The organism is Streptomyces sp. 2A115 (genome assembly GCF_052245575.1).
Taxonomy (GTDB): domain Bacteria; phylum Actinomycetota; class Actinomycetes; order Streptomycetales; family Streptomycetaceae; genus Streptomyces.
Window position 1 is genome coordinate 1 of sequence record NZ_JBQQCG010000082.1, and the last position, 19,439, is coordinate 19,439.

General features: G+C 73.7%; 1 protein-coding gene and 1 pseudogene. Both read left to right on the top strand.

The genetic code is table 11. The features are described 5' to 3' along the window. Nucleotides 1-11 precede the first annotated feature (11 nt). Nucleotides 12-9,197, top strand: a pseudogene (locus ACTWQR_RS44145) (SDR family NAD(P)-dependent oxidoreductase); the annotation flags it as partial. A 24-nt stretch (nt 9,198-9,221) separates the two neighbouring features. Continuing rightward, nucleotides 9,222-19,418 carry an SDR family NAD(P)-dependent oxidoreductase gene (locus ACTWQR_RS44150; protein ID WP_443232939.1) on the top strand — a complete coding sequence of 3,399 codons (10,197 nt, stop codon included), beginning with the start codon at nt 9,222-9,224 and terminating at the stop codon, nt 19,416-19,418. Nucleotides 19,419-19,439: the final 21 nt, after the last annotated feature.

Sequence of the window (19,439 nt, forward strand, 5' to 3'; positions counted from 1 at the left end):
CGGGTTGTGGGGTGGAGCTGCTGCGTGAGCAGGCGGCTTGGCCGGAGCGGGGGCGGCCGCGGCGTGCGGGTGTCTCCTCGTTCGGGATCAGTGGCACCAACACCCACGTCATCCTCGAACAGGCACCCGCGGAGGCCAACGGTACGGACCCCACCGAGGCACCCGACCCCGCAACCCCCGTACCGCTCGTACTCAGTGCGAAGACCGAGTCCGCGCTGCGCGCCCAGGCGGCCGCACTGCATCACGTTCTCGCCGCTGACCCGCCGCACCGGCCGGCCGATCTCGCCCACACCCTGAGCCGTAGGTCCCGGTTCGATCACCGAGCCGTCGTCGACGCCGACTCCGACATCCTGACCGCGATCGCGGCCGTACGCGACGGCCTTCGTCACCCCGGCGCGATCGTCGGCAAGGCCGACCCCGACCAGCGGCTCGCGTTTCTCTTCTCAGGGCAGGGAGCCCAGCGCATCGGCATGGGCGCCGAGCTGCTGGAGAGCTCGCCGGTCTACGCCGGGGCGTTCGACGCCGTCGCCGCGCACCTTGATCCGCTCCTCGGCGTGGGACTGCGTGAACTCCTCTCCGGAGACCCCGAGTCGCTGCGGCAGACGCGGTACGCCCAGCCTGCCTTGTTCGCTGTGGAGGTGGCGCTGTACCGGCTGGTCGAGTCGCACGGAGTACGGCCGGACTTCCTGATCGGCCACTCCGTCGGTGAAGTCGCGGCCGCGCACGCGGCGGGCATCCTCGACCTGCCTGATGCCTGCGCTCTGGTCGCCGCGCGCGGCCGGCTGATGCAGTCCTCCCGCGAGGGCGGGGCCATGGCCGCGCTCGCGGCCACGGAGGACGAGGTGGCCTCACTCGTAGCCGGCTCGGACGGTGCCGTCGAACTCGCCGCTGTCAACGGCCCCGAGTCCGTAGTCCTTTCCGGAGACGCGGACGCCGTGGACCGGCTTGTGCGGCAGTGGAAGGAGGCGGGACGCAAGGCCTCCCGCCTCAAGGTCAGTCATGCCTTCCACTCCGCCCACATGGACACGGTCCTCGACCAGTTCCGCGCGACGATCGCTCCGCTGGCGTTCGCCGCGCCCCGCATACCGGTGATCTCCACTGTCACCGGAGCTCCGGCGGACGCGCTGGAACTGTGCACGCCGGAGTACTGGGTCCGCCAGATCCGGCGGCCCGTGCGGTTCGCGGACGCGGTGCGCGCCGCGACGGAACTCGGTGTGACCCGGTTCGTGGAACTGGGCCCGGACGGCACGCTGGCCGCCCTCGCTCAGGCGGGCGGCAAGGAGGACCTGGTCGCCGTGCCCGTGCTGCGGCAAGGGACACCGGAACAGACGTCCGTGCGCGCGGCGTTGAGCAGGCTGCACGTCGCCGGTGTGACCGTCGACCTCACGCCGAACCTCACGGCGGCGCGGCTGGTCGACCTGCCCGTGTATCCCTTCGACAACCGCCGCTACTGGCTCGACGTGCCCGACGAAATCGGTGCGGCGGACGCGTTCGGACTGGACGGCACTTCGCACCCCCTGCTCACCGGTGCGACACAACTCCCGGACGGAGGAAGGCTGTTCACTGGTGTTCTGTCCCGGCGGCGTCAGCCGTGGCTGGACGACCACCGCATCGACGGGAGGGTGCTCGTCCCGGCGGCCGTGCTCGCCGAACTCGCCCTGACGGCGGGCACCACCCTGGGCAGGGCCGCCCTGCGCGACTTCCTGGTGCTGTCCCCGCTGGAGCTCGACGGCGCTGCCGAGGTGCCTCTACAGGTCGGCGTCGGCACGGGCGGCGACCTCGTCGTACGGGCCAGGAACGCCGACGGGACCTGGACCGTCCACGCCACCGCCACTCTCACGGACGACGCGATCCCCGCCGCTCCGGTGCCGGGTGCCGACTCCGGCACCCGGATCGATCTCGGCGACCGCGCGGCGACCTACCGACTGCTCGCCGAAGACGGATACGCGTACGGACCGGCCTTCCAGGGGCTCACTGCCGCCCGGCGCACCGGCGACGTACTCCACGCCGAGGCCGAACTGGCGCCGGGCGTACGGACGCCGACGGGCCGGTTCGCTCTCCACCCCGCACTGCTGGACGCGGCGCTGCACGTCCTGCCGCTGCACTCCATCGGCGGGCCGAGGCTCGTCCCGTACGCCCTCGACGGAGTTCGGCTGTACACGCCCGGTGCGACTCGGGTGACGGCACGGCTGGAGCCCGTGGGGCCCAGCACGTACCGGCTCGACCTCGCGGCGCCGGACGGCCGGCCGGTGCTGACCGTGGAGCGCCTCATGCTGCGGCCCTTGCCGGCAGCGGCCGACATTCGCCGTCTCGTCTGGGAGGAGACGCAGGCACCCCGGGCCACCGCCCCCGAGCGAATCGAGATCATCGCGCCGGCCGAGACGGGCGACGACCCGTTCTCCGGAGCCGAGGCCGCCAGGTCCGCGATCGTGGAGCGGCTCGCGGAAGGCTCCGCCGACCCACTGGTGTTCGTCACCCGGGGGATGGCTCTCACGGACGACGAGCCGGCGAGTGCGGGCACGGCCGCGCTCTGGGGCCTGGTGCGCGCCGCGCAGGCCGAACACCCGGGCCGGTTCGCGCTGGTGGACACCGACGGGACGCACGACGAGGCCCTGCTCGCCGAGATCGGTGCCCAGTGGCCGCAGGCGGCGGTGCGCGGGGGATCCGTACGCCTGCCCCGCCTGGTGCCCGTGGCCGAGTACACCGCCGCGGCAGAGCACACCCCTGTGCCCGATGGCGGGCCGGCACCCGGCGAGCGAGTGCCGGCGCCCGGCAGCGGGCGCCCCTGGACGCGCAGCGCCGGCGGCACGGTACTCGTCACCGGCGGGACCGGAGCGATCGGCCGGGAGACAGCCCGCCACCTTGTCACCCACCACGGAGTACGGAATCTCCTCCTCGTCGGCCGACGAGGCCCCGAGCACCCCGCCGCGGCCGACGTCGTGGCCGAACTCACCGCGCTCGGTGCCCGAGTCGACGTCCAGGCCTGCGACACCGCCGACCGGACAGCCCTCGCCCGTCTGCTCGACGGCCTGGACACCCCGCTCTCGGCCGTCGTGCACGCCGCCGGCATCGCCGAGGACGCCGTGGTCGAACGGCTCACCCCTGATGCGCTGCTGCGGGTGATCGCCGCCAAGGCGCTCTCCGCCCGTCACCTCGACGAGCTGACCCGGGACACGGCTCTCGACGCGTTCATCCTCTTCGGCTCGGTCGCCGGAGTCCTCGGCACCGCAGGTCAGGCGAACTACAGCGCCGCCAACGCCGCGCTCGACGCTCTCGCGCACGAGCGCCGCCGGGCCGGACACACGGCGCTCACGATCCACTGGGGCCTGTGGGACACCGGAGGCGGACTCGCAGGCGGTCTGAGCGAACGGGACGTCGACCGACTGGCCCGGGCGGGGATCAAGCCCATGCCGCCCACCGACGCACTCGCCCTCCTCGACCGTGCCCTGCGTCTGGACCTGGCCGTGGTCACCGCGGCCGAACTGACCCCCCGGGCGACGGCGCCACGACTCCAGCCCGCAGCACGGCCGGACTCCCCGGCGCGCGGTCCCGGCGCCACCCAGGCCGCGCGCCGGGACGTCGCCCGCCTCGTGCTCACCGCCGTCGCCGACGTCCTCGGGCACTCGCCGGACACGGCCCTCGACCCCGAGCGTCCCTTCACCGACCTCGGCTTCGACTCGCTCACGGCCGTCGAGCTGCGCAACCGGCTCAACGCCGACCTCGGCGTCCGCCTGCCCGGCACCGTCGTCTTCGATCACCCGAACCCGGCCGCGCTCGTCCGCCACGTCACCGAACTGACCACCACGGCCGGGCCCGTACCGGACACTTCCCCGCCCGCTGCGGCCCTCGGCCCGGTCCGGGACGACGACACGATCGCGATCGTCGGCATGGCCTGCCGCTTCCCCGGCGGCGTACGCACCCCCGCGGAGCTGTGGGAACTGCTCGCCTCCGGCACCGACGCCATCACCGGGTTCCCCACCGACCGGGGCTGGGACCAGGACCTCTTCGACCCCGACCCGGAGCACCCCGGAACCTCGTCCACCCGGCACGGAGGCTTCCTCCACGACGCCGCCGAGTTCGACCCCGGCTTCTTCGGGATCAGCCCGCGCGAGGCGCTCGCGATCGACCCGCAGCAGCGGCTGCTGCTCCAGACGGCCTGGGAGGCGGTCGAGGACACGGGCATCGACCCGACGGCCCTGCGCGGCACGGACAGCGGCGTCTTCGTCGGCGTCATGTACGCGGACTACGGGGCCAGGGTCCACCAGCACCGAGGCGCCGCGGGCGACCTGGAAGGGTACCTGGTCAGCGGCAGCGCCGGCAGCGTCGCCTCGGGGCGCGTCGCGTACACCCTGGGCCTGGAGGGGCCCGCCGTGACCGTCGACACGGCCTGCTCCTCCTCGCTGGTCGCCGTGCATCAGGCCGCCCAGGCACTACGGCTCGGCGAATGCTCGCTCGCCCTGGCCGGCGGCGCCACCGTCATGGCGAGCCCCGCCACGTTCGTCGAGTTCAGCCGCCAGCGCGGACTCGCTCCCGACGGCCGGTGCAAACCGTTCTCGGCGCAGGCGGACGGCACCGCCTGGGCCGAAGGTGCGGGGCTCCTCGTCCTGGAGCGGCTGTCGGACGCCAGGCGCGCCGGGCACCGCGTGCTCGCCGTACTGCGCGGCTCCGCCGTCAATCAGGACGGCGCCAGCAACGGCCTCACCGCGCCGAACGGCCCCGCCCAGGAACGCGTCATCCGCAGCGCCCTCGCCGCCGCCGGACTGCGCGCACGTGACGTCGATGTCCTGGAGGCGCACGGGACCGGCACCCGGCTCGGCGATCCCATCGAGGCGGGAGCGGTACTGCACACGTACGGCAGCGACCGCGGCGAGCAGGGACCTCTGCTGATGGGGTCGGTGAAGTCCAACCTGGGTCACACCCAGGCCGCCGCAGGAGTCGCCGGGATCATCAAAATGGTGCTCGCCCTGCGGCACGGGCAGGTGCCGGGCACCGTCCACCTGGACCGGCTCTCCGAGCACGTGGACTGGGCGGAGGGGGCTGTGGAAGTCCCCGCGGACACCACGCCGTGGCCCGAGAAGCCAGCGAAGGCGGGGCCCCGACGGGCGGCGGTCTCATCCTTCGGTATCGGTGGCACCAATGCCCACGTCATCCTCGAACAGGGCGAGGAACCGGCCTCCGTGCCGTCCGGCGACCCCGAACAGGAAGAGCGCGTCGTCCCGTGGGTGCTCAGCGCCCGCACCGAAGAAGGCCTGCGGGAACAGGCCGCACGGCTCAAGCGGTACGTTCGCGGCGAGCCGGGACAGCGGCCGGCCGATGTGGCGCTGTCCCTCGCGACCACCCGGACCGCCTTCGACCGGCGGGCCGTGGTCCTCGGCCGCGACCTGACCGAACTCCTCGCCGGCCTCGACCACGTGATCGGCGGCACGAAGCCGGACGACTCGGCCTTCCCCGTCGTGGTCACCGGCTCCGTGGTGCGGGGCGAGACCGCACTCCTTTTCACCGGGCAGGGGAGCCAGCGCACCGGCATGGGCGCCGAGCTGTACCGGACGTTCCCGGAGTACGCCCGCGCCTTCGACGAGGTGTCCGCCGCCCTGCGCGCTGCGGGCGGCCCGGATGTCGCCGCCGTGATCGCCGGCGACCTGCCCGGAGAACTCGACCTGACGCAGAACACGCAGCCCGCTCTCTTCGCCGTGGAAGTCGCCCTCCACCGGCTGCTGGCCTCCTGGGGGCTGAACGCACCCCTGCTCGCCGGACACTCCGTGGGCGAGATCGCGGCCGCGTGCGCCGGCGGAGCGCTGAGTCTCACGGACGCGGCCGGCCTCGTTGTCACGCGCGGCCGGCTCATGGGCCGGCTGCCCGGGGGCGGGCTCATGGCGGCGGTCCAGGCGGACCGCGCCACCGTCGAGACGATCATGGAGGAGACCGGCCTCCGCGCGGACATCGCGGCCGTCAACGCGCCCGGCTCGGTCGTGCTCTCCGGAGACGCGGAGAGGGTGGGAGCCCTCGCCGACCTGCTCGCCGAACGCGGCCACCGCACCAAGCGGCTCACCGTCAGTCACGCGTTCCACTCCGCCCACATGGACCCGATGCTCGACGCGTTCCGCTCGGCTCTCGGCGAGCTGACGGCCACCGATCCGAGCGGCACCGTCGTCTCCACGCTCACCGGGCACGAGGCCGGTGCCGAGACACTCGGTGACCCGGCCCACTGGACGGACCAGGTGCGCGGCACCGTGCGGTTCGCCGAGTGCGTCGACCGGCTGCGCCGGCTCGGCGCTGCCCGTTTTCTCGAAGTCGGCCCGGACGCCGCCCTCACCGCGATGGTCCAGCAGTGCGACCTCGGCGACGACGGGGTGGCCGTGCCCTCCCTCGACCGGAAGCGGGACGACCTGCTCGCTCTCTGGTCGTTCGTCGCGGCCGCCCATGTCGCCGGCGTGAGCTGGGAGTGGCGGGCCCTGCTCGGGCCCGACGCGGTGACCGTACCGCTGCCCACGTACCCGTTCGCCAGGGAACGCCTTTGGCTGCTCCCCCCGGCCGGTGCCGACGGCAGCGCCACGAGCATCGGCGCCGACGACCCCGGCCATCCGCTGCTGTCGGCCGCGGTGGCCGACCCCGACGGCGAGCGGACCGTGTACACCGGTGTGCTGTCGCACCGCCGGCACCCCTGGCTGGCGGATCACGCGCTGCGTGGCACGTCCCTGCTTCCGGCGGCCGCGTTCGTCGACCTGCTGACCTGGCTGGCGGGCCGGCACGGGGCGTGGACGGTGACCGAACTGACCCTGCACGCCCCGTTGTTCGTCGACCAGGACGCGGAGGTCCAACTCCGGGTCACCGTGGACGGGGACACGGTCCGCGTTCATGCCAGGACCGTCGGCGACGAGCCCTGGACGTTGCACGCGCAAGCCTCCCTCGGGACTGAGTCCGGCCTGCCGCCCGCGTGGACGGGCGACCGGCCGCAGGAGGCACGTCCCGTCGAACTCGGCGGCATCTACGGCGAGTTCGTGGACCACGGTTACGAATACGGTCCTGCCTTCCAGGGGTTGCGTGCCCTCTGGGCGACCGAAGACACCCTGTACGCGGAGGTGGACACCGGGGAGACGCTCATCCCCGGCCTGCTCGACGCCGCCCTGCACGCCTGGATCGCCGGCTCGCTGCGGCGCGCAGGCGGAGCACCGACGACCGGGACCGGGATCGACGTGCCCCACAGCTGGCGGGGTACACGGCTGCACGCCACCGCGTCCGGGCCGCTGCGCGTACGGATCCGGCGGACCGGAGAGGCCGCGTTCGCGCTGGACGTGTCCGACGACCGGGCCCGGCCCGTCCTCACCGTCGACGAGGTTCGGCTCCGCCCGGTGCCCGAGGCGGTCCTGCGCGGTGCCCGCCGGGGCGGCGGCGGACGACTCCACCAGATGGTCTGGAACCCCGTGCCGCTCGACCGCGGGATCCCCGTGGGCCACACCGTTGCGGTGGTACGCGGCGGAGCCACCGACGGCCTGCCCTTCCCCGAGGTCGCCCTGCCCGACGGCACGGAGGACACCGTGGTGGCGGCCGTCGCCCACGACGACGTACGGCACAACATCCACGCCGTACGGGAGTTGCTCCTCACCCTGCCCGAGCACACCCACCTCGTCGTCCTGACCCGGGACGCCGTCGCGGTCGACGCCGGCGACCCGCTCACCGGGCTCGCCCAGGCGCCGCTCTGGGGGCTCGTACGGTCAGCACGGCGTGAGTACCCCGGACGTGTGAGCATCGTCGACACCGACGGTCACGAGGACTCCCTCGCTCTGCTGCCGCACGCCGTCGCCGACCGGACCGGCCAGCTCGCGCTCCGGCGCGGACAGGCCCACCGGCCCGGGCTCGCCGTCGTCACCCAACAGCCCGGGGACGCCCCGAAGTTCGGGCACGGCACCGTACTCGTCACCGGGGCGGGCGGTGCCCTGGGCTCGGCCCTCGCCCGGCATCTGGTCACCCGCCACGATGCCCGGCACCTGCTCCTGGTGAGCCGGCGCGGTGACGGTGATCCCGCGCTGCGCGCCCTGGCCGAGGAACTGAGCGCACGGGCCGACGTACGGACCGCCGCATGTGACCTCGCCGACGGTACGGCTGTCGACGCTCTCCTCGCCGGTATCGACTCCGCGCAGCCGCTCACCGCGGTGTTCCACGCGGCGGGAGCCCTTGACGACGCGGTCCTGGCCAATCTGACCGACGAGGGTCTCGACCGGGTCCTGCGTCCCAAGGCCGACGCGGCCGCGCATCTGCACCACGCCACCGCGGGACTGCCGCTCACGGCCTTTGTGCTCTTCTCCTCCATCGCCGGTGTCCTGGGCAACGCGGGCCAGGCGGGCTACGCCGCCGCCAATGCCCATCTCGACGCCCTCGCTCAGCTGCGCGCCGCGGCCGGACTGCCCGGCACCTCGCTCGCCTGGGGGCTGTGGGACACCGACGACGCCGCGGGGATGGCCGCCGCGCTGGACGGAGCCGCGCGAGCTCGGATAGAACGGCTCGGCATCCGCCCCCTGTCGGTGCCCGACGGGCTCGAACTCCTCGACGCCGCGCTCGTCCTCGGCCCCGAACAAGCCCTGCTCGTCCCCGCGCGCTTCGACACGGCGGCACTGGCCCGCCACCCCGAGGGCCCGCCCGAACTGCTCGCGGGCCTGGTGCCCCGTGCCTCGGCACCGGCCGTGCGGGCGCCAGCACCGCTCCCCGAACGCGTGACCGGCCTGGACCCCGACGCCGTACAAACCCTCGTGCGGACCGCCGTCACCTCCTGCGTCACCGAGGTGCTCGGCCTCGCCAGGACGGCCCAGGTACCGGAGGACCGGGGGCTGTTCGACCTGGGACTGGACTCGCTCACGGCGATCGAGCTGCGCAACCGGCTCGGCACGGAGCTCGGCGAGCGACTGCCGGCCACCGTCCTGTTCGACCACCCCACCGTCCGAGCCCTCACCGCCCACCTGGTGGAGATCTGCACCGCCGGACGATCCGTGTTCGACGGGACAGCCCTGGGCGACTGGGTGTCTTCGGCCACCGGACTGACCCCCGACGACGGTCGGCGCGCCGCACTCGTCCAGGCGCTGAGGGGCGCACTGGACCGACTGGCCGCCCCGCCCGACGAGGCCGGTCCAACGGCCGCCCTTGGCATGGACGCAGCCACCGATGACGAGCTCTTCGGGCTGCTTGACCGAGAACTGAGCGACTGACCGATACCGGGGAGCAGCTGATCGATGGCCAACGAAGACAAACTCCGTGACTACCTTCGGCGGACCACAGCCGACCTGCTACGGGTACGCGCGCGGCTCGAAGAGGTCGAACAGGCCGCCGGCGAACCCCTGGCGATCGTCGGCATGGCCTGCCGTTATCCCGGTGGAGTGCGATCCCCCGAGGACCTGTGGCGGCTCGTGGAGTCGCGGACCGACGCGGTAGGACCGTTCCCGCGCGACCGCGGCTGGCCACTTGACCGGCTCGTCGATCCCGACCCGGACAAGGAGGGCACCACTTACACCGACCAGGGCGGATTCCTTCACGACGCCGCCCACTTCGATGCCGAACTGTTCGGCATCAGCCCTCGGGAGGCCCTCACCGTCGACCCGCAGCAGCGGCTGCTGCTGCAGACCGCCTGGGAGGCGTTCGAGCGCGCCGGAATCGACCCGCGGTCCCTGTCCGGGCAGTCCGTCGGCGTCTTCGCGGGCGTCATGTACGGGGACTACGGCTCCCGGCACAGCAGCGCTCCCGAAGGGTTCGAGGGGTTCATCGGCACCGGTAGCGCCGGCAGCATCGCCTCCGGCCGTGTGGCGTACACCTTCGGCCTCGAAGGACCCGCCGTCACCGTCGATACGGCCTGCTCGTCGTCCCTCGTCGCCCTGCACTACGCCGCGCAGGCCGTGCGGCGCGGCGACTGCCGGATGGCGCTCGCCGGCGGCGCCACCGTGATGGCCACGCCCGCCACGTTCGTCGAGTTCAGCAGGCAGCGCGGACTCTCCCCGGACGGCCGCTGCAAGGCGTACGCCGCCGGGGCTGACGGCACCGGCTGGGCCGAGGGCGCCGGTCTCCTCCTCGTCGAGCGGCTGTCCGACGCCCTGGCCGCCGGGCACCCGGTCGTCGCCGTCCTACGGGGCAGCGCCGTCAACTCCGACGGAGCCAGCACCCAGCTCTCCGCCCCGAACGGCTCCGCCCAGCAGCGCGTCGTCAGGGCTGCCCTCGACGACGCGGGACTCGGCCCCTTCGACGTGGACGCCGTCGAAGGACACGGCACCGGCACCGCCCTCGGCGATCCCGTGGAGGCCGTTGCCCTGATCGCCACGTACGGGAGCGGCCGCGACGCCGGTGATCCGCTCTGGCTGGGCTCGCTGAAGTCCAACATCGGGCACACACAGGCCGCCGCCGGCATCGGCGGGGTCATCAAGATGGCCGAGGCGATGCGCCACGGAGTACTGCCCGCCAGCCTCCACATCGACGAACCGTCCCCGCACGTCGCATGGGAGGACAGCGGAGTCTCGCTGCTCACCCGGGAACGCCCCTGGCCGGAGCGGGACCGGCCGCGCCGCGCCGCCGTGTCCTCCTTCGGGATCAGCGGCACCAACGCCCACGTCGTCATCGAGGCGCCGCCCGAGCCCGTGTCCGCAAGGAAGACGGAGCCGGCTGTTCCCGTGTCCGCAAGGAAGACGGAGCCGGCTGTGCCCGTCGCCTGGGAGCTGTCCGGGCACACCGAGCAGGCACTCGACGGCCAGATCGCCCGACTGCGCGACCACGTCGCCGCACACCCCGGACTCGTACCGGCGGATGTGGCGCGCACCCTCCACTTCGGACGTGCCGCTCTCGGGCACCGCGCGGTCGCCGTCGGACGTACCCCGGAGGACTTCGCACGAGAACTCGCGGCGCTCGGCGACGGCATCCCGTCGCCTCGCACGGCACGTGGCGAGGCTCAGGCCGGCGGACGCCCCGTTTTCCTCTTTCCCGGGCAGGGCTCGCAATGGGCCGGCATGGCACGGGACCTGCTCACCTCATCGGAACCGTTCCGTGCCGAGATGGCCCGCTGCGCCGCCGCGCTGGCGCCGCACATCGACTGGGACCTCCTGGATGTGGTGTCCCGGGACGACGCCCCCGAACTGACACGCGTCGACGTCGTCCAGCCGGCCCTCTTCGCGGTCATGGTGTCCCTCGCCGCCGCCTGGCGCTCGCTGGGCGTGGTCCCGGCCGCCGTGGTCGGCCACTCCCAGGGCGAGATCGCCGCGGCCTACGTCGCCGGCGCTCTCGGTCTCGACGAGGCCGCCGCGCTGGTGGCCCGGCGCAGCAAGGCCCTGCTGGCGCTTGCGGGCACCGGGGCCATGGCGTCCGTCGAGCTCTCCGCCGACGAGGCGCGCGGACGGCTCGGGGACCGTGAGGACCTGGGCGTCGCCGCCGTCAACGGCCCGCGGAGCACGGTCGTGTCCGGCGCGGCGGACGCCGTAGCGGACTTCGTCTCCCGTTGCCGGGCCGACGGACTGCGAGCCCGGCTCATCCCCGTCGACTACGCCTCCCACTCCCGCGCCGTCGAGGACCTGCGGGACTTCCTGATGGAGGAGTTCGCGGACCTGAGCCCGCGAGCCGGTGCCGTCCCCTTCCACTCCACGGTCACCGCCGCGGCCTCGGAGACCGACACCACGCGGCTGGACGCGGCCTACTGGTACACCAACCTCCGCGAACCGGTCCGGCTCGCCGACACCGTCCGTGGGCTGCTCGACGCCGGTCATCGCCACTTCCTGGAGGTCAGCGCCCATCCGGTGCTGGTCACCGCCCTGAACGACACCTTCGAGGACGCCGGAGCGACCGCCCACGCCTCGGGAACCCTACGTCGCGACCACGGAGGCGAAGACCAACTCCTCACCGCGGCAGCCGAGTTGCACGTGACGGGCATTGCCGTCGAGTGGCCCGTGACCGACCACGCCCGGACCGTCGAGCTGCCCACCTACGCCTTCCAGGAACGCCGCTTCTGGCTCGACACCAACACGGTCGGCGCAGTGCCCGCACCAGAGGCGGGGCGCCATCCGCTGCTCGGCACCGCGGTCGAACTCGCCGACGGGCAGGGGGTGCTCTTCACCGGCGGCATCTCCGTCGGCGCGCCGGGCTGGACCCGCGGCCACCGGCTCGGTGACCGGACCCTGCTCGTGTCGAGCGCCCTCGCCGAGCTCGCACTCGCGGCGGGAGAGCGGGTCGGCCTGCCCCACCTGCGCGAACTGACCCTGCTCAGCCCCGTCGACGTGCCGGGGGACGACACGCCCGTACAGCTTCAGGTGTCGGTCCGGGCGCAGGACGACGGCACCGCCGCCCTCACCGTGCACAGCAGGCGGGGTGGTCAGGACGCGGACGAACCGTGGCTGCCGCATGCCACCGGGCTACTGACCCGGGCCCCGGCCGCAGAGCCGCCGGCCGAGACCCTGGAAGCCGGGCAGGCGGACGGCGGACCTCTCGACGTGGAGGCCGGTTACGCCGTCCTGGCCGCGCTCGGCGTGCACTACGAGCGTGGTCTGCGCGGCGTGCGCGCCGTCCGGACCGACGGCACCACGGTGCTCGCCGAGGTCGCCACCGAGGACCCGGGGGCCCTGGACAACGGGTACGTGACGCATCCCGTGCTCCTCGACAGCGCGCTCCAGGCCGCGTTCCTCACGAGCCCGGCAGGGCCCGGCTCCGCCGCCGTCACAGTCCCCTTCGCCTGGGAGGACGTCCGCGTCCATGCGGCGGGTGCGGCCGTGACCCATGTCGCCGTCACCCGGCTCGGGCCCGAGAAGCTGGCGGTCACCGCCACCGACGGCGACGGGCGAGTGGTCTTCACCGTCGGCGCCGTGCGTCTGCGGACACTGACCGGGACCTTGCCCGAAGCCACGCCCGCCACCGAGCCCCGTCGGCTCGGTGTCGTGGCACCGTCGAAGCCGTCGGCCGCCGGGCCCGTCCTCAACGCGGACGAGCTGTTGGCGACGGTGTCCAGGGCCGTCGCCGGAATCCTCGCGTACGACTCGCCCAGGGACGTCCGCCCGGACCGGCCCTTCCGTGACCTCGGCCTCGACTCGATGACGGCGGTGCGGCTCCGCGACCACCTGTCCAGGGTCGTCGGGCGCCGGCTTCCCGCCAGCCTCGTCTTCGACCACCCCACCCCCCGCGCCGTGGCCCAGTACCTCGCCGCCGGGAGCCAATCGACCGCGCCGGTACGGCAGCCGACGGCCGTCACCGACGACGACCCCATCGCCATCGTGTCGATGAGCTGCCGCTACCCGGGCGGCGTCAGCAACCCCGAACAGCTGTGGCGGCTCCTGGAGAACGGCGAGGACGCCATCGGAGCCTTCCCCGTCGATCGGGGCTGGGACCTCGGCACACTCTTCGACGACGACCCCGACAACCCGGGCACCTCCTACACCCGGCACGGTGGATTCCTGTACGACGCCGCCGATTTCGACGCCGACTTCTTCGAGATGAGCCCGCGCGAGGCCCGGGCCGCCGACCCCCAGCAGCGGCTGCTCCTGGAAACCTCCTGGGAGACGTTCCAGCGGGCCGGCATTGACCCGGCCACCCTGCGCGGCTCGCGCACCGGCGTGTACGTGGGTCTGATCTACACCGAGTACGGAGGCAGGGCCCAGGCCGACCCCCGGGACCACGGCGGCTACCTGGGCACCGGCAGCGCGGGCAGCGTCGCCTCAGGCCGGATCTCGTACACGTACGGACTTCAGGGCCCGGCCGTCACCGTCGACACCGCCTGCTCCTCGTCCTTGGTCGCCCTGCACCTCGCGGCCCAGGCGCTGCGGGCGGGGGAGTGCGACCTGGCACTCGTCGGCGGCGCCACCCTGATGGCGACCCCCGCCACGTTCGTGGAGTTCAGCAGGCAACGCGGTCTTTCCCCGGACGGTCGGTGCCGTGCCTTCGCCGATGCCGCCGACGGAACGGGCTTCAGCGAGGGCGTCGGACTGCTGCTGGTGGAACGGTTGTCCGATGCGCGCCGCAGCAGCCATCCCGTCCTCGCCGTCCTCAAGGGCTCGGCGACCAACCAGGACGGAGCGAGCAACGGGCTCACCGCTCCCAACGGCACGGCGCAGCAGCGCGTCATCGAAGAGGCGCTGCGCAACTCCGGGCTCGCGCCGTCCGACGTCGACGTCGTCGAGGCCCATGGCACCGGCACGACACTCGGCGATCCGGTCGAGGCACAGGCGCTCCTCGACACCTACGGGGCGCACCGGGCGGACCGTCCGCCTCTGTGGCTCGGCTCGCTCAAATCCAACATCGGGCACACCCAGGCCGCGGCGGGCGTCGGCGGCATCATCAAGATGGTGCAGGCACTGGAGCACCTGACACTGCCCCGCACCCTCCACATCGACGCGCCCGCCCGTCATGTCGACTGGGACCGCGGCGGTCTGGCGCTGCTCACCGAGAACACCCCCTGGCCCGTGGGCGAGCGACCGCGCCGGTTCGGCGTGTCGGCGTTCGGCATGAGCGGCACCAACGCTCACGTCATCATCGAAGAACCCCCTGCCGACGAGGGGCCCGCAGCCGACGACCCCGCGCGGAGCGGCCCGTACGTCCTCGTCCTGTCCGCCAAGTCGGCGCGAGCCCTCCAAGGCGAGGCGCGCCGCCTGCGGACCCATCTCGAACACCGCCCGGACACCGAACTCGCCGGTATCTGCGCCGAACTCGCCCATACGAGGAGCACGTTCGACCACCGGGCCGTGATCGTCGCCGAGGACCACGCGCAGGCCCTGGAAGGGCTCGCCGCCCTGATCGACGGGGCACCGTCCCCGTCCGTCGTGACCGGACACGCGCCCGGGACCCGGGCGCCGGTCTTCCTCTACCCCGGCCAGGGCGCCCAGTGGCAGGGCATGGCACACGAACTCCTCGACGGGTCGCCCGCGTTCGCCGAGCGGATCGCCGCAGCCTCCGCCGAACTCGACCCGTTCACCGGCTGGTCGCTGCTGGACGCCCTGCGCGGGGACCCCGACCTGGGGCGCGTCGACGTCGTCCAGCCGGTGCTCTGGGCGACGATGACCGGACTCACCGCGGTGTGGGAGTCGTTCGGTGTCCGTCCGGCCGGTGTCATCGGGCACTCGCAGGGCGAGATCGCGGCGGCACTCACCGCCGGGGCCCTGTCCACGGCGGACTCGGCGGCCGTCGCCGCGTTGCGCAGCAAGGCCCTGCGCGCCCTCGCGGGCGGCGGCGCGATGCTCTCCGTCGCCGCCGGTGAAGAGACCGTACGGGACGTGCTCGACGGCATCGGAATCGGCGCGACGGTCGGCGTCGCCGCGGACAACGGTCCCCGGTCCACCGTCGTCGCGGGCGAGGTCCGAGCGGTGGACCTGGCCCGCCGCGCCTTCGAGGAGAAGGGCGTACGGGTCCGGCTGATCGACGTCGACTACGCCTCCCACTCACCCCAGGTCGAGGAACTCGAAGCCGTGCTCCGCTCCGTCCTGCCGCGGGTGGAGTCCCGCGACACCCTCGATGCGGAGGTCTACTCGACCGTTACGGGAGCACCCGTGGAACCCGGTGACCGGGAGTTCGCACAACCCGACTACTGGTACCGCAACCTGCGCGAGACCGTGCGGCTGCGCGCGGCCGTGGAGAGCGCGTTGAAGGCCGGGCACGAGGTGTTCATCGAGATCAGCCCGCACCCCGTGCTCGGCGTGGGCGTCCAGGACATCCTCGACGAGGCGCCCGGAGGCGGGCGCACCGCCGTGCTCGGCACCCTGCGCAGAGACGAGGGCGGCCTGGCGCGGGTGCTCCGGTCCGTGGCCGAGGCGTGGGTGCACGGCGTTCCCGTCGACTGGACCGCGCACACCGGAGCGCGCATTCCGGGCCTGGCCACGCTGCCCACCTACGCCTTCGACCGGCAGCGACACTGGCTTGACGCCGCGGAGCCGGTCCTCGCCGGCCCGCGCGGCGGCGACGGCACCCGTCCGGTGAGGCATCCGCTGCTGACCGGCGCCGTTCGGACGGCGGGCGCCGACGGTGTGCTCCTCCTCGGCCACCTCTCGACGGAGGACCAGCCGTGGCTCGCCGACCACACGGTGGACGGCACGGTCGTCGTCCCTGGGGCCGTGTTCGCCGAACTCGCCGCCTTCGCGGGCGAACTGGCCGGTACGGGACGGCTGGACGAACTGACCCTGCAGCAGCCCCTGGTGCTGGCGGCGGACGAAGCGGCCGAGATCCAGCTGGCCGTCGGTCCATCGGAACGGGACGGCATCCGCTCCCTCACCGTGCACGCGCGGCCCGCCGCCGACGCCGACGATCCCATCGGTGCCCCCTGGACCGCCCACGCCGCCGGAACGCTCGCACCCGTCGCGCAGCGTCCGCCGGCCTGGCCGCCGGCGCCCTGGCCGCCCGAGGACGCCGTACCGGTGAACGTGACGGAGCTGTACGACGACTTGGCCCTGAAGGGCTACCAGTACGGGCCGGCCTTCCGCGGGGTGCGAGCCGCCTGGCGATCAGGTGCGGAAGTCCACGCCGAGCTGTCCGTCGAGTCACTCTCCGCCGGGCCGGGCCCCCGCTTCCGGATCGTGCCGACCCTGCTCGACGCGGCCCTCCACACGGCCGGTGTCGCGGGACTCCTCCCCGACGACACCGCCGTGCGGCTGCCGTTCGTCTGGCGCGGATTCGAGCGGCATGCCGACGCTCCGGGGACGGTGCGGGCGCGGCTCAGCCGCGGCGCCGACGGCAGCGTGTCAGTGTCCCTGGCGACCGCCGAAGGCGCCCCGGTGGCTGACGTCGAGGCGGTGGTGTTCCGGACCGCTGAGCCCCTCCGGGAGGATCCGCTCTACGTCCTCGGCTGGGAACGGGCGGCCGTCGCCGCGGCCGAGGAGCCCATCGGCGAGATCCGGGAACTCGGTTGTGCGGACCACGCCGACCTGGCTTCCGTGGTCGCGGAGCTCGACGCGGGGAGCCCGGCGCCGGGTGTGCTCGTCGTGCCGGTCGTCGGCACGGACGACGACAGTCCCGAGGGCCTGCGCGCCGTACTGGGCACCGTCGTGGAGACACTCCGCGCGGGCCTGGACGAATCCCGCCTGGACGCCACCCGGTTCGTCGTGCGGACCCGCCGCGCGGTGGAGGCGATACCGGGTGAAGGGGTCACCGGCCCGTCGGGCGGCGCCGTCTGGGGGCTGGTCCGCAGCGTCCAGACGGAGGAGCCCGGCCGGGTCGTGCTGGTCGACGGCGACACGTCCCCCAACGGAGTCCTGCGGACCGTCCTGGCAACCGGGGAGCCCCAACTGGCTGTCAGGGACGGCGAGATCCTGGTCCCCCGCCTCCGTCAGCACCGGTCGGTCCTCGGCACCGCCCCCGACGGGAACTGGCGGCTCGCCCCCGGAGGGAGCGGAGTCGTCGACGACCTCGTACGCAGGCCCGTGCCACCGCAGCCCCTCGGGCACACCGAGGTACGGATCGAGGTCCGCGCAGCCGGGCTCAACTTCCGCGACGCCATGCTCGCGCTCGGCATGTACCCGGGCGAGGCCGAACTCGGCACCGAGGCCGCCGGGGTGGTGCTCGCCACCGGCGACGCGGTGACCGGCCTCGCCCCCGGCGATCGGGTGATGGGCCTCGTCGCGGGCGGCATCGCACCGGTCGCGGTCACCGACCACCGTTTGCTCGCACCCGTACCCGACGGGCTCTCCTTCGCCCAGGCCGCCACCGTCCCCGCCGTCTTCCTCACTGCCTACTACGCCCTGAGCGACCTCGCCGAGGCCCGGCCGGGACAGTGGCTCCTGGTGCACTCCGCGGCAGGCGGGGTCGGCGGCGCGGCCATACAGCTCGCCCGGCACTGGGGTCTCCACGTGTTCGGCACCGCGAGCCCCGCCAAGTGGCCGGCCGTCGAGGCCGCGGGCCTGCCCGCGCGGCACATCGCGAACTCGCGCGACCTCTCCTTCGTACCCGCGGTACGCGAGGCCACCGGCGGGCGGGGCGTCGACATCGTGCTGAACTCCCTCGCCGGTGAGTTCGTCGACGCCTCTCTGGAACTGCTCGTTCCGGACGGGCGGTTCGTCGAGATGGGCAAGACAGATCTGCGCGGGGCTTTCCGGATCAGGGCCGAACACGGCGTCGGCTACCGGTCGTTCGACCTTCTGGAGGCGGGCCCCGACCGTATCCGGGAGATGCTCGCCGATCTCGTCGACCTGTTCCGGACCGGTGTCCTCACACCGTTGCCGGTCACGGTATGGGACGTGGACCGGGCACCCGAGGCCCTGCGCCACCTCAGCCTCGCCCGGCACACCGGGAAGGTGGCTCTGCGCATCCCGCGTCCCCTCGACCCGGAGGGCACCACCCTCGTCACCGGGGCGTACGGCGGTGTCGGCCGTCTGGTCGCCAGGCACCTCGTGGAACGGCACGGCGTCAGGCACCTGCTCCTGGTCGGGCGCCGGGGCGGAAACACCGAGGCCGGCCGACGGCTGCACGAAGAACTCGTTCCCCTCGGCGCCGAGGTGACCTCCGTCGCCGCGGACATCGCGGACGAGCGGCAGGTGGCGCGACTCCTCGCCGGCATACCGGCCGAGCACCCCCTGACCGCCGTCGTGCACGCAGCGGGCGTACTCGACGACGCCACACTGCGCACGCTGGACCCCGAGCGTCTCGACGCCGTCCTGCGCCCCAAGGCCGACGGCGCCCGACACCTGCACCTCCTCACCCGGGACGCCGACCTCGCGGCCTTCGTGCTGTTCTCCTCCGCGTCCGGGGTCGTCGGCAGTCCCGGACAGGGCGCCTACGCGGCGGCCAACGTCCATCTGGACAGTCTCGCCACCGTCCGGACCCGGGCGGGCCTCCCGGCCACCTCAGTGGCCTGGGGTCTGTGGCAGTCCGACAGCGCCATGACCGGCGGACTGTCCGGCGCCGACCGGGCCAGGATGACCCGCGGGGGCCTTCTGCCGCTGCCCGCCGCGCGCAACCTGGCGCTGCTGGACGCCGCTCTGCTCGCGGGGGAGCCCGCGCTCGTCGCCGTACGGCTCGACGCCGGCCGGCTCGCGGACGCGGCCGACCTGGCCCCGCCCCTGCGCTCCGTCGTTCGACGCCGCGTCGGGACGCCCGGGCGGGAGACGCCGGTGGACGGGGGGCTGCCCGAGCGGGTCGCGGCCGCGGAGCCCGGCCTGCGCCGGGAACTCGTGGCGGACACCGTGCTCCAGTACGTCGCCACCGTCCTCGGCCGGGCCCCGGGCGAGGACGTCGCCCAGGACGGACGGAGCTTCAAGGAACTCGGCTTCGACTCGCTCACCGCGGTCGAGTTGCGCAACCGGCTCGGCCGCGCCACCGGGCTGCGGCTCGCCGCGACCCTGGTGTTCGATCATCCGACCCCCGCCGCCCTCGCCGACCATCTCCTGGACCGGCTGGCCCCCGAGCCGGTCACCGGTACGGAGCCCGGGTCGGCGGAGGCGCCCGCGACGGCCGAGGAACTCTTCCGGTTCATCGACTCCCAATTCCGATCCTGATCCGATCCCGAGAGGTGGCCG